General features: G+C 39.8%; 15 protein-coding genes and 1 pseudogene. 7 read left to right on the top strand and 9 right to left on the bottom strand.

The annotated features are described in order from the left end of the window. The first annotated feature begins 25 nt into the window (after positions 1–25). Positions 26–235 carry a hypothetical protein gene (locus AC0VZ8_RS35215; RefSeq protein ID WP_475488000.1) on the top strand — a complete coding sequence of 70 codons (210 nt, stop codon included), beginning with the start codon at positions 26–28 and terminating at the stop codon, positions 233–235. A gap of 241 nt (positions 236–476) precedes the next feature. Here the strand turns inward: AC0VZ8_RS35215 and merB are convergent, their stop codons facing one another. From merB to merR1, 7 genes are all read right to left on the bottom strand, one after another. Continuing rightward, positions 477–1,127, bottom strand: a complete 651-nt coding sequence (merB, locus tag AC0VZ8_RS35210) for an organomercurial lyase MerB (protein WP_047914400.1) — start codon at positions 1,125–1,127, stop codon at positions 477–479. A 32-nt stretch (positions 1,128–1,159) separates the two neighbouring features. Further along, positions 1,160–1,597, bottom strand: coding sequence for a MerR family transcriptional regulator (locus AC0VZ8_RS35205; protein WP_103110951.1), 438 nt, complete (start codon positions 1,595–1,597; stop codon positions 1,160–1,162). 273 nt (positions 1,598–1,870) lie between these two features. After that, the gene (gene merA / locus AC0VZ8_RS35200; protein WP_031642482.1) at positions 1,871–3,511 is read right to left on the bottom strand and encodes a mercury(II) reductase; all 1,641 of its coding nucleotides are present in this window, start codon (positions 3,509–3,511) and stop codon (positions 1,871–1,873) included. Positions 3,512–3,526: 15 nt separating this feature from the next. Continuing rightward, on the bottom strand, positions 3,527–3,865 hold the full coding sequence (gene merP / locus AC0VZ8_RS35195) for a mercury resistance system substrate-binding protein MerP (RefSeq protein ID WP_031642481.1): 339 nt from the start codon (positions 3,863–3,865) through the stop codon (positions 3,527–3,529). 17 nt (positions 3,866–3,882) lie between these two features. Then, positions 3,883–4,185 (bottom strand): mercuric transport protein MerT, encoded by a 303-nt coding sequence (gene merT, locus AC0VZ8_RS35190; protein WP_047914438.1) that lies wholly within the window; start codon positions 4,183–4,185, stop codon positions 3,883–3,885. After that, the gene (locus AC0VZ8_RS35185) at positions 4,182–4,451 is read right to left on the bottom strand and encodes a hypothetical protein (protein WP_047914437.1); all 270 of its coding nucleotides are present in this window, start codon (positions 4,449–4,451) and stop codon (positions 4,182–4,184) included. Before AC0VZ8_RS35185 ends, merT begins: the two co-directional genes overlap by 4 nt. Before the next feature lie 13 nt (positions 4,452–4,464). After that, positions 4,465–4,863 carry a mercury resistance transcriptional regulator MerR1 gene (gene merR1, locus AC0VZ8_RS35180; RefSeq protein ID WP_047914436.1) on the bottom strand — a complete coding sequence of 133 codons (399 nt, stop codon included), beginning with the start codon at positions 4,861–4,863 and terminating at the stop codon, positions 4,465–4,467. Positions 4,864–5,110: 247 nt separating this feature from the next. Here merR1 and AC0VZ8_RS35175 point away from each other — a divergent pair, with 247 nt between their 5' ends. From AC0VZ8_RS35175 to AC0VZ8_RS35160, 4 genes and pseudogenes are all read left to right on the top strand, one after another. After that, positions 5,111–5,680, top strand: a complete 570-nt coding sequence (locus AC0VZ8_RS35175) for a recombinase family protein (protein WP_047914435.1) — start codon at positions 5,111–5,113, stop codon at positions 5,678–5,680. Between the two features lies 1 nt (position 5,681). Further along, positions 5,682–6,983, top strand: a pseudogene (locus tag AC0VZ8_RS35170) (DUF4158 domain-containing protein); the annotation flags it as partial. A gap of 29 nt (positions 6,984–7,012) precedes the next feature. Further along, positions 7,013–7,372, top strand: coding sequence for a glycosyltransferase (locus AC0VZ8_RS35165; RefSeq protein WP_274360070.1), 360 nt, complete (start codon positions 7,013–7,015; stop codon positions 7,370–7,372). Positions 7,373–7,391: 19 nt separating this feature from the next. Beyond that, complete coding sequence (locus tag AC0VZ8_RS35160; protein WP_274360072.1) at positions 7,392–7,892, top strand: PIG-L family deacetylase; 501 nt, start codon at positions 7,392–7,394, stop codon at positions 7,890–7,892. Between the two features lie 114 nt (positions 7,893–8,006). Here AC0VZ8_RS35160 and AC0VZ8_RS35155 read toward each other — a convergent pair whose 3' ends face one another. Beyond that, the gene (locus AC0VZ8_RS35155) at positions 8,007–8,753 is read right to left on the bottom strand and encodes a glycosyltransferase family 2 protein (RefSeq protein WP_274360074.1); all 747 of its coding nucleotides are present in this window, start codon (positions 8,751–8,753) and stop codon (positions 8,007–8,009) included. Positions 8,754–8,758: 5 nt separating this feature from the next. After that, on the bottom strand, positions 8,759–9,769 hold the full coding sequence (locus AC0VZ8_RS35150; protein WP_163753989.1) for a glycosyltransferase family 4 protein: 1,011 nt from the start codon (positions 9,767–9,769) through the stop codon (positions 8,759–8,761). A gap of 264 nt (positions 9,770–10,033) precedes the next feature. Between AC0VZ8_RS35150 and AC0VZ8_RS35145 the strand changes: the two genes are divergently transcribed. Together AC0VZ8_RS35145 and AC0VZ8_RS35140 are read left to right on the top strand one after the other, a co-directional pair. Continuing rightward, positions 10,034–11,026: a sugar phosphate nucleotidyltransferase gene (locus AC0VZ8_RS35145; RefSeq protein WP_274360075.1), complete on the top strand. Its 993-nt coding sequence runs from the start codon at positions 10,034–10,036 to the stop codon at positions 11,024–11,026. Then, a complete protein-coding gene (locus tag AC0VZ8_RS35140; protein WP_274360077.1) occupies positions 11,023–12,315 on the top strand; it encodes a UDP-glucose dehydrogenase family protein in 1,293 nt (430 codons plus the stop codon). Before AC0VZ8_RS35145 ends, AC0VZ8_RS35140 begins: the two co-directional genes overlap by 4 nt. Positions 12,316–12,812 lie beyond the last annotated feature (497 nt).

Here is a 12,812-nt window from a genome sequence, read left to right as displayed (position 1 = left end):
CTTTGAAAAAGTGGAGGAATGAAAAGTGGATTCTATGACGTTTGTCTTATTTGGGGCAACTGGGGATTTAGCTAAGCGAAAAATCTACCCTGCCTTGTTTAATTTATATTTGAATCAAAAATTACCAGATTCTTTTTTGATCATTGGTGTAGGAATAGGGGTCCTACCAACAAAACGCGGAAAACATACGCTAAGCCAATTTCCGGATGAAAAAAAGCCGATTTCCTTACTTTAAGGAATATCGGCTTGATATTATAAAAGATGGTTATCCTGTACAACAAGATAATTTGGATACATCTTTATCAAACGTAAGGGCAGCCAGCTTTAGTTCTTCTGCCATTGTCAAATAGGGAGCAAGGGTTTCGCGAAGATCTTCTACTGTTAAACACCGCAAATTTCGCAGTCTCACGGTCTCATTCATTGGTTTGGGTTTCGTACTTCAAAAATTAAACAAGACGATTGGGTATTATTTAGGATTAGATGTCACAGCAAGACTCATTGGTAGGGCCAGATTCCTCGTAACGTTTTCCCAGAAGGCGACCTAATTCAAAGGCTTCCTTAACGGGGTACACCTTCCCATTTGGATGTTGGTTAAGCCAATTTTGGGCTGCACTTTCCGTGCTAAAAAAATGGACTTCGTTGCAGAATGACGACCGAACAGAGGACGTATCATCCGGTGTTACTATTGAGACAACAGCCGTCGTTGGTTCCAGGCTTAAAACACGATCCGGTTCCACTGTCAATCTTATAGGCTTTCCAGTACTGTAACAAGGCGATTCAATATGAACCATATGCCCTATAAGTTCCGGAAACATAAGGGTGTCAAGAGCACACCACGCATACAATTGTTTCTCATCAACTTCAAAGCGATGGGGCGTAGGGATTAAGGTGAGACCAAAACCGACAACACGACCCTGTTCATCGAGTTCCACACTGGATAAGGTCGAGAGAATGTCCTTAACCTCATCGAGGGGCTTCCCGGTTGTTGTTGCAATGTCCTCAACGGTAACTGGTTCACCTTTTGTTAGCATTTGTAACAACGGGCGAAAGAGCCACTTCATGGAGCCTCCTCCCTCTCCCTTGTTCTGGTCAAATAGGGTTACAAGTTCCTGAATTTCAGTTTTCATGACTTTTTCCTCCTTGGATTTTTTTGTCAGTTTTATTGTTTTTCGATGTTACTTACATGATTATATCTACATTCGATTGTAAAATTCTTAGGAAGATATACTTGATTGAATACGTCTTTCGGGGAATCCAGAAACGCTCCAACGTGTTGTCGTAACTTTTGTAGATCTTTAATATGCTCATCTATCATAGTCAGTTTCTCCTTTAACAAATGCTGAAGACGAGGTTCTACCTCCACAGGTTTTTTTTCGAAAATCACTACCAGATCCGTCATTTCCTCCAGCGATACGCCTAAAGATCGGAGTTGTTTGATACCATTGATACAAAATACATGCTCTTGGTTATAAACGCGGTAATTGCCTTCACTCCGCTTAATGGAAGGTAGGATAAGTCCCTTTTCTTCATACAATCGAATGGCTTTTCGACTGACTCCTGTTTGTTGGGCTAGTTGACCAATCGTAAATTGCTCCACTTTCCTCCCTCCTCGTTAACTGGTGGTACCATCAGCTGAACTAACTATAACTAGAGTATACAACCTTCACCTAAGGGGAAGGTCAAGAAGAAAAAGATCTTTTCCCAATGAAATTGATAAGTACAGGGGTACCACCAACATTTTGACATAAAACCCACGCTAAGACATTTTTTGGAATAAAAAAGACAATTATCTCTATGTTAAGAGAAGAATCGTCTTTTATAAAAGCTTTCTTTAACTGAAGACGTACATTAAGGCTTCCTAAAAAGGTGATTAACCTGCACAACAAGATAATTTTGATACATCTTTATCAAACGTAAGAGCAGCTAGCTTCAATCCTTCTGCCATTGTTAAATATGGAGCCATGGTTTCTCGGAGATCCTCCACGGTTAAACCGAATTTGACAGCCAGTGTCGCTGCATAAATTACGTCTCCTGCATTTTCTGCTACCACATGAGCCCCTAACACTTTCAGTGTCTTCTCGTCCGCCACCAGTTTAAACACGCCTGTTGTTTCCCGATTAACCAGTGCTCTTGGAACGGCATCTAACGGCAAGACGGATGTTTTCACTTCATATCCTTTCTCTTTTGCCTGTTGCTCCGTTAAACCAACCGTTGCAATTGCTGGAGCTGTAAATGTAACCCCCGGAACCACTTCTAAATTCAGCTTTTTGTTCAGTCCACCGATAGCATTTCCTGCCGCAACTCCACCTTGATAAGCTGCTACATATACAAATTGAGGACCAAGCGTGACATCTCCTGCTGCATAGATGCGTGAATTCGTTGTTTTTGAATACTCATCGATTACGATTTCACCACGGGGGCCTACTTCAACGCCTGCATCCTGTAAATTCAAGGTTGCCGTGTTTGGTGTTCTTCCTGTGGCAACCAGTAATTGATCTGCCTCAATGATTCGCTTCTTGCCATTTACCTCTACATGGACCTTTTTAATGTCTCCATCTTGTTCGATTCGTTCAAAAGATGCTCCCGTCACTAAGTTGACCCCTTGTTCTGTCAAGGCTTGCGTGATTGCTTCTGAAACCTCAGGATCGTATTCCTTTAACAAACGCGGGCTTCTTTGCATCAATGTGACTTCTGAGCCTAGATTATGGAAGAGTTGTCCCAATTCCATCCCGATATAGCCAGAACCGATGACCGTAAGACGCTTAGGCACCTTCTTTAATTCAAGCAGAGTTGTGCTTGTTAAATAATCGACTTCATCCAGTCCAGGAATGTTTGGCACTGCTGGTGAAGCACCTGTCGCGATTAAGAATCGTTTGGCTGACAACTGCATGCCATTGACTTCAACGGTTTTTTCATCTACGAATTTCGCTTCGCCTTTGATTAATTCAAAGCCGTAGTCATCAATCAAATCCACATATTTTGAGTTTCGAAGATCCGTCACCAGTTCATTTTTCTGCTTGATCAATGGTGCCAAATCAACGTCGCCAGCTGACGTGTGCAATCCGATGAATGGATTATTTTTTGCCAGATGATTGATTTCGCCAGCCCGCAGCAATGTCTTCGAAGGAACGCAGCCAATATTCACACATGTTCCACCAACCGTTCCACGTTCGATGATCGCCACTTTCGCTCCGTATTTCACAGCTTCAATGGCAGACGAAAAAGCAGCACCGCCAGAACCGATGATAATGTAATCATAATCGCCTTCATCGCCTAACTGCACCATTTCTTGCGGTTGTAATTCTTCTACCTCTCCTGGCTGGTATTTGGCTTCAGCAATCGCCTTTTTCGCTGTTTCCACCTCCACGTCATTCGTTAGCTCAAATACAGCTTCTCCGCGACGAAAATCCACTTCAATCCCTTTTGCACCCATGTTTTCAAGAGCAACAGCTACATGCTCTTCACAACCCGTACAAGTCATTCCTTGAACGTTTACTCGATATTTTTTCATGTTAAATCTCTCCTTTTACTCGACTCCAAGCCCGAAATTCGAAACTGCCGTCTTAATTGCCTGTAAATCCGTTTTCTTATCATCAAAGGAAACCGTTACTTCGCCCTTGCTTCCACTGACTTTAATGGCTGTTTTGCTAACGCCATCTACCTGTTCCAGGACGCTTTCTACAACAGACGGTGGACAACAATCCATCCCCAAAACCGTGAATGTCCCTGTTTTAGTTGTTTCAATGGTAGTTTTTACTTCCTGCTTAGCATCTATAGTATTTTGTGCTTCTTTTTCGTTGCTACACGCACTAACCACTAACAGAAGGGATAATAGCATCATAATCCTAATTATTTGTACGCTCATATAAAGCACCTCATCTTTTATAGTCCACCTTCAACTAGAAATAAAAAAAGAAACATGCAGAAAACGAAAAACGTCGTGATCCATAAGCCGATGATAGAACTCTTCCTTTTGCCTTTTCTCCCGTAAACCATGTAAAAGGAGTATGCAAGAAGGATGATGGTAACGATGCTGAACAATAACCGATACTTTAGTGAATAGAAGGCTAATGCTCCTGCAAATCCAGTTAGTCCAAGAGGAATGAAAATCAGTGGACCTAGGCAGCATGCAGCCATAACAAAAGCTGAAAATACAGTAGCTACTTGCGACACTTTTTCCTTCATGATTTAAACCTCTCCATACTGCAACAATCATGCGTTTTTGTTTCCTTTTTTGTTTCATTCTTTGTTTCTGGGTCAAGTTTTCTCCAGCCCTTGAAAAGAGCAAAGACAAATAACAGACCCATCACGATGAAAATAACATCTTTAAAGTCCGTGAAGTATGAACCCAGTGCCGTTCCTGCAACCAACGGAAGCAGTAAAAACAGATGACACGGGCATGTGATTAGTGCGACAAGAAACCAGCCTGAACTTTTTATTGTGTTTTTCATCCTGTTTCACCTCTTATTTCTTCATCAATGTTTCAATAATGGGGCATTCGTAAATATCTTTGTTTTCAGGACATCTTTCTTTAAGATCCATCAGCATTTGTTCAATTCTTTTGAGATCTTGAATTTTATGCTGGATGTCTTCTATCTTAAGAACGGTGAAATCATACATATCACGGCACTTTGCTTCATCGCGATCGACGACCCCTAGCAATTTGTCAATTTCATTTAAGCTAAATCCTAATTCCTGCATCCGTTTTATGAAATTCAACCGATCGACCGTTTGTTGTGAATACATTCGGTATCCTTTTTCGGTACGATCAGGCTCTGGAATTAAGCCTAAACGCTCATAATATCTAATGGTCTCTTTGTTAACGTTACACTTCTCTGCGATTTCTCCGACTCGAAAATGCAATTTACTTCACCTCACATATAATATAAACCATGTACCATAGTACATGGTCAATATATTTTACTCCCTTCAATTAAATGATTCCAATACCGAAAACGACCGTTTTTGGTTAAAAACAGAGAACTTCTCTAAAACCTCAAAAACTACTTAAAATACATAACCAAAAATATAACCAAAATCTAAATACCAATATATCTATTACAAATCCCTTTTTGGTATAGTTAGGATATTAAAAAAGGGGGGATTCTTGTTGAAATTTGGATATGCACGTGTCAGTACACAAGATCAGTCATTATCGTTACAACTCGATGCATTGACTCACTACGGAGTGGACCAGACTTTTGAAGAAAAGGAATCAGGCAAGAGAAAAAACCGTCCGCAGCTTGACGAGCTTCTTAAAGTTTTGCGTAAAGGTGACACGGTAGTTGTCTATAAATTAGACCGTATCAGTCGTAGTACCAAACATTTAATTGAGCTTATGGAACATTTTGAAGCAAAGGGTATTCATTTTGTCTCCATACAAGACAAGATTGACACAACAACTGCTATGGGACGATTCTTTTTTAGAATGTTGGCCAGCATAGCAGAATTAGAACGAGATATTATTAGTGAACGAACGAAAGATGGATTGACGGCTGCTAGAGCTAGAGGAAGAAACGGAGGCAGACCGAAGGTTGATTTAAAGAAAATAGAACTTGCTATAAAAATGTACGAAAGCAAAGATTACTCTTTATCTCAAATTAAGACGGCAACAGGGATTGGAGCGACAACCTTATATCGTTATCTAGAAAAGAAAAAGATATCTAGCAAGGAGTTGTAGCATGAGAGGGAAAGAATTACTAACAGAAGATCAAAGAACGGAATTTGTACGAATTCCAGCTGATATGAGCGAAAGTGAACTAGAAACTTATTATACTTTTTCACAATATGACCTTGAAATTATAAAACGACACAGAAGAGATCATAATCGATTAGGCTTTGCTGTTCAATTATGTGTTCTACGCTATCCCGGATGGTCCCTTTCAGATGTTGGACCTATTCCAGATTACATAATCGAATACATAGCTAGACAAATAAATGTTAATCCTAATTCATTTTCTTTATATGCCCAACGAGAGCCAACTAAACATGAGCATATGGAAGAAATCCGTCAAGTTTATGGTTATGAAAATTTTTCCCTAGGGAACTATCGTAAGGTAGCTCAGTTTCTGTTGAATCATGCCCTTCAAAATGGAAATTCAATGTATCTTCTTCGTACAGCGCAAGAAGAACTACGAAATCAGAAAATTATTCTCCCTGGCATGACTACTATAGAAAGGCTTGTTTGGGAAACTCGTCAACGAGCAGAGGAAAGAATTTTTAAATCATTAACTTGTACTCTTTCAAAATGGCAAAAACAAAAGTTAGATAAACTTATAGATCCCTTTGTAGACAATAGAAAAACCCCCTTAGCATGGCTTAGAGAACTTCCCGGCCAATCTTCACCTGAAGCCTTTTTAAAAGTAATAAAGCGCTTAGAATATATACGAGATTTAAAATTAGAGATAAATTCAGAGCAAATCCATCCCAATCGGTTACTTCAATTATCTCGTATTGGAGCAAGGTATGAACCACACTCATTTCGAAGGTTTAAAGAAAAAAAGAAATATGCAATTCTTGTTTCCTATCTAGTAACACTAAGCCAAGATCTAATTGATCAAGCAATTGAAATTCATGATCGACAAATGATGATCTTGCAATCAAAAGGACGTAAAACACAAGAGGAAATGCAAAAAGAAAATGGAAAAGCAGTGAATGAAAAAGTCGTGCATTTTGCAGATATTGGTGCAGCACTTATCCAAGCACGAAATGAAGGGCTTGATCCATTTAATGCTATTGAAATGATTATGCCGTGGGATAAAATTGTTTCTTCCGTCGAAGAAGCCCAAAAATTAGCCCGTCCGATGGATTACGATTATCTAGATTTGTTAGAAAATCGGTATTCTTATCTAAGAAAATATACTCCTACTTTTCTTAAATCTCTTGAATTTCGTTCTACACAAGGTACAGAGCCATTATTGCAAGCTCTAAAAACGCTAAATGAAATAAATGAATCTGGTAAAAGAAAAATTCCAAATGATGCGCTAGAAAACACAGTAATCGTATTCATGTAATGGGTGAACGCCTAGATACATCGGCCTTTTTTTCCATTAGTGACGTTGTTGTAGGAACAGGTCGAGTAGCTCTTGAAGCGATGTCCTGCAAGCGGCCTGTAATTGCAATCGGTGCAAAGGGGATTTTTGGAATTGTGAAGCCAGATAATTTCAAGCTTGCTTGGAGGTATTACTTCGGAGATCACAGAGCCAAGGAAACTCTTGAAATAAGCAAGATCGAAAATCTGATTCTTACTGCATTAAGGTCTAAGAAAAGTTCAAAAAATTGGGGAGAAGCAGGACGTGAATTCGTTAAGAAGCAATTTAATATCTCTGGCATCGTCGATAAGCTGCTTAGCTTATATCAGTCCTTCATCTAGAAGATTTGGAGGGAAGACAATGTTCAATAAATTGATGATTGTAGCCCATCCTGATGATGAAATAATCTTTGGAGGAGCTCAACTTATCAAGGGAAAAGGGTGGAAAGTTATTTGTGTAACTAATGGAAAACACAAAGTGCGGGCAAGAGAGTTTAAAAAAGCAATGAAAGACGTAGGAGCCGAGTATGAAATGTGGAGTTATAAAGATAAATGGGAAGGAGATTTTAACCGAAAGGCTTTGAAAAAAGATATCGCACAGGTACTGCAAGCCAATCCTCAGATCACGATGATTGTGACCCACAATAAAAAAGGGGAGTATGGCCATACTCAACACAGAGCATTGCATCAGGTTGTCAGAGAGCTGGCTCAGGAGAAGATGTATATTTTTAAACGCTCTAAATATAAATTGCCTGAAGATCTGATCAAGCAAAAATACAAAATTTTAAAACGATACAGAAGTCAGGACATTGAATGGCTAAAGAAATATACGGATTACGAAAGTATTCGGAAATTAAGTTAGTGTATAATAATCGAATGTGCGGCAATGTTGTTTGTTACAGCGAATAGAATGGACAGTCCCTAAAGTAGTTATACTACCGGAACAGCCCATTCTTCGCTTCAAATGTCCAATTTGCTAAATGGAGACATTTGAGAGTGAATTATATTCTTCTCTACGGGTACCTTCATCTGGAATAGTTACGGTTGTATAAGGTATAAAGTCATCCGTATAGGTAACTAATTTACAATTTCTCATATATTCCTCAGTGTCCCGTTTCTGTGTATGTGACTGAATGTTCTCTCTTCGAATACATACGTAATTTTTCTTAGACACATAATATACGGTATAGCCAGCTCTGCGGCATTTTTTTGCCCATTTGGCATCTGATCCTCCGATCGTATCCTCAGGAAATTTCACCTGTTTCCATACCCTTTTACGAAAAAATAATGTCCCGCCTTTAACCCTTTTGCCAGGCACATTCTCTTGTCCGGGTCGGTATTCCATAAGCGCTTTTTTCGCCTCAAAATAAATATACGCTGTGTGTTTACCAACAATCGGTGCCTTTTGTGTTCTTAGTGCAATGATGGATTCTTTTAAATAATGAGCACCATAATAATCATCATCATCAAATTTGGCAATAAACGAACCTTTTGCCCGGGCAATGGCCCAGTTAAGACATTTCCCCAGTGTAAATTTCTCAGGAAGCTTATAGACTCTAACATTTTCGTACTCTTTTGCCTTCTTTCGCCACTTTTTAAGATTCATACTATCCTTATTAAGGATGACGATCATTTCTTTGTTATGCCATTCCTGTCGTTCATAGTTCGCAAAAATGTTATCCATATATTCAGGTCTCATGGTACACGCTATGATTGAAGCCACAGATTTCAACTCCTTTTCAGAATCATATTTTTTCTGGTGTTCCACACCGACTGACGGATAATTTTATATTCCTTATTCGTGATGACTTTTTTATACAACTTAAGAAAATTGTCAGCCATGACTTTATCCGAAAAATGCCTTTTTACATAGGATCGGCAAACTCTTGCGGTGGGGAAATTGTTACGGTATTTCACTTTGCGAACCATATCATCCGTAGAGTTACATAATAATTGTGGTAAGCCTTTTAGCACTTCTGGAACGGCCCCTGCTTTGAATCCGAGTACTGGTGTACCACAAGCCAAAGATTCGATAAGCACAAGTCCGAAGGGTTCGTTCCATGTAGAGGTAAATAACACACAGCTCGCTCTTGAAATCAAATTAATTTTCTTTGCTCCACCGACAGGACCGATAAATCGTATCTTTTCATTTAGATGCGGTTTGACTTCGCTATCGAAATACTCTTGATATGCAGGCTTGTTAATTGTGCCAGCAATAATTAATTCTTTCCCCGTTTTTTGTGCAACTTCAATCGCTAAATGAACTCCTTTTTCTTTCATGATTCTACCCAAAAATAAAAGATAGCCCTTTTTCTTGGTTCGAAAAGTATAGTCACTAAGACGAATCCCGTTATGCACGAAATAACCTTTCTTGTTCTTATCACGAATTTTCTTGCTTACAAATACGGGGATTTGTGATCCTTTTGCCTTTTTGGAATGGGAGTTGTGGAGCGTAGGAATGGGCGGATTTGTTTTCGCAACAATGCCATAGTGATCATGGATAATATCTACATTTGAAGGAATGCGCTTAATGATGAAATCCAACTGCTGATCCGGGTCATCAGTAGGATATTCGTACGTCCTTGTGGCGTTGGTTTTCGAACCTTTCTTAGCAAATAAAATGACCTCATGACCTCGACGAACCAACTCTTCTGTCAGGTAGTGAATATCGCGCTGAGTGCCGCCATAATCTTCTGGGGGAACGGGAAGTGTATTCGTAGATATTTGAACTATTTTCATACCATTTCAGTCTCCTTTGGTTAGCATGAAGCCAACGGCTCTTTTGCCGTCATCTTATGCGAATGACCTGTGGAATGAATGGGCGTCAGAAAATTTTCACAAGCGTCAACGAACCATTTCATAAGAATTAGAAAACTTAGTTTTCTGAGAAACGTTCAAGGCTGTTAGAGCCTATCTATAAAATCTATCAGATGTTCGTCCAATCCAAATATATTTGTTTTTCATAGAGTATACAGAAGTGAAAATTAGAAGGGAGGAAACGACTTGAAAGGACTAATTCTTTGTGCTGGGAAAGGTTCCCGTATGTATCCATTCACTTTCTCTTATCCAAAATCATTGATTCCTGTAGCCAATACTCCCTTGTTGCACTCCTGTATAGATAAATTGGTCGAACAAGAGGTTTCTGAGATCGGAATAGTAATCCAAAAATCCCAAGAATCACTCATTAGAAGTAGCTTAGAGAATGTCACTAGGTGGAGTACGAATATTACGTTTATTTATCAAAAAGATCCAAAAGGAATTGCAGATGCCATATTGCAAGCAGAGCATTTTATTGGTCAGGACTCATTCATTTTACTCTTGGGGGATAACTTAATTTCCATTTCACTCTCTCAACTTAAGAAGCAAATAGAAGAACATGGGAATCATGCTGCGCTGCTTCTATCGGAAGTGGATAGCCCTCAAGATTATGGCATTGCAGAGGTGGAAGACCACCGGATTGTAAAGCTTGTAGAGAAGCCGAAAGCTCCCAAATCAAATCTTGCGGTATTAGGAGCATACGGTTTTACCTCCTCTATTTTCGAAGCTGCCAAAAAGATAGAGCCTTCGGCGAGAGGAGAATATGAAATTACAGATGCGATCCAATGGCTGATTCAACAGGGCTACTCGGTATCTTACCATCAAGCTGAAATAGCAAATATTGACGTAGGAACTTTACAGAGATGGCTTGATGCCAATCAGAAAATGCTTCGGGAGATGCCGGTTGAAAATGATATTCATCCTTCGGTGACTCTAAAAAACTGCAAGATTATTGCCCCAGTCTCTATAGAAGCAGGCTGTATTTTAGAAGATAGTGTGGTTGGTCCTTACGTTTCTATTGGTGCAGATTCCACTATTAAAAGCTGCTACGTCAGAGACAGCATCCTATTAAGTAATGTTCATATCAAGCAACTAACACACGCTGTTGTTAATACGGTAGTGGGGATCGGTTCTACCTTGGCTGGCTTGGAAGCGAGAAGGAAGGGTGACGAAGAATGAAAATACTCGTGATTGGGACAGGCTATGTGGGTACGACGACTGCCTTGGTATTTGCCGAGATGGGCTGGAAAGTAGTAGGACTTGATACAGATGCACACAAGGTCGATCAATTAATGAAAGGTGAACTTTATTTCTATGAGCCGGGTCTCAAGGAACTACTGGTAAAACACCTTAAATCCGGTCAGATTATGTTTACTACAAATCAAGCAAAAGCTATTCAGGAGAATGATGTAATATTTATATGTGTCGGGACTCCAGCGCTTACTGATGGCAGTGCGGATTTAACTTATGTGAAGCAGGTTTCACAAGATATTGGTCGTTATATGAACGGTTATAAACTCATCGTTAACAAAAGTACCGTACCCGTAGGGACGCAGGAAAAAGTGACTCAATGGATATTGCGGTCACAGGCAGCATCTTATCCTTATGATGTTGCATCCAATCCTGAATTTTTAAGGGAAGGCAAGGCAATGGAGGATTCTCTAAATCCAGACCGGGTTGTCATTGGCGCGACGAGTACTAAAGCGACCAAAATGCTTCAGACCCTCTACGCTTCAGTTCAATGTCCCATTGTGGTAACAACACCGCGGACCGCAGAGCTCATTAAATATGCATCGAATGCTTTTCTAGCCACAAAAATTTCTTATATTAATGAACTTTCCAGATTAAGTGACAAACTTGAGGTAGATATAAAAGAGGTTGCTTTTGGGATGGGACTTGATCAAAGGATTGGCAGCAGCTTCCTGCAAGCAGGAATTGGTTATGGTGGATCATGTTTTCCAAAGGACGTTGCAGCTTTACTCCGTATAGCAAAGGATAATAATACGGAACTACAGGTACTGAAGAATGTCGTTGAGGTTAATGAAACACAATATTTGTATATGGTTGAGAAAGCTAGAAGAAGGTTAGGAGATTTCGCAGGCAAAAAAATAGTGGTTCTTGGCCTGGCATTCAAGCCCGATACGGATGACATACGGGAAGCTCCTGCGATCCGGCTCATTGAGGAATTGACTGTGGGACAAGCACATATTAAATTGTTTGACCCGGTCGCCAAACTTCCCTCATATTTGAAGAATTCAAATATTCAATCCATGATTACCCCTGAGGAAGGCTTTAAAGATGCAGATGCTGTTTTTATATGTACGGAGTGGAAGATGTATCATGACCTAAACTGGAGTATGCTCAATAAACAGATGAAGCAGCCCAACATCTTCGATGGCCGAAACATGTTGAATGCCGACTTCATGAAATCGCTGGGCTACTATTATCAAGGTATAGGCTACAACTAATATAGGTTGATGATTCTTGTAATACTCCTCAACCTAAAGGTGTCTTACTAAAAAGATGTTTGGATTCAATGGCTGATATAGTTCCAAAATATGCTGCCGGTGCGAGCTCATAAATTAAATCTGAATAAGTTATACTTCTCATAAAAATCCCCTGGTCCTTGATACTAAAGAACCAGGGGATTTTACATCCGGAATTGAAGAGAAAGACTACATCTCCAATGAACTGCACTTAAATAAAACTGGCTCTAGGGCCGCGGCAGTGAATACGAGTGAACCAGTGACAAATGCTGTCGTCGCCAATTCTAGTGATTCCACTTCTTCCTGTAATCAAGTTGTCTTGAAAACTCATTTACTTCGACACGCCTTCGCTACGCATGCTGCTCAAACGGAAAAGATTCCGATCGATATTGTGAAAACACTGTTACATCAAAAAGATTTATCTGTCACTGAGTATTATTCCGTACCCACACATCGACAAAATTTAGATACTGGAGACT

This window comes from Paenibacillus sp. QJM3NY_38, assembly GCF_056173265.1.
The sequence above is the reverse complement of the archived record's forward strand: the minus strand, read 5'-3'. Positions and strand labels throughout refer to the sequence as shown.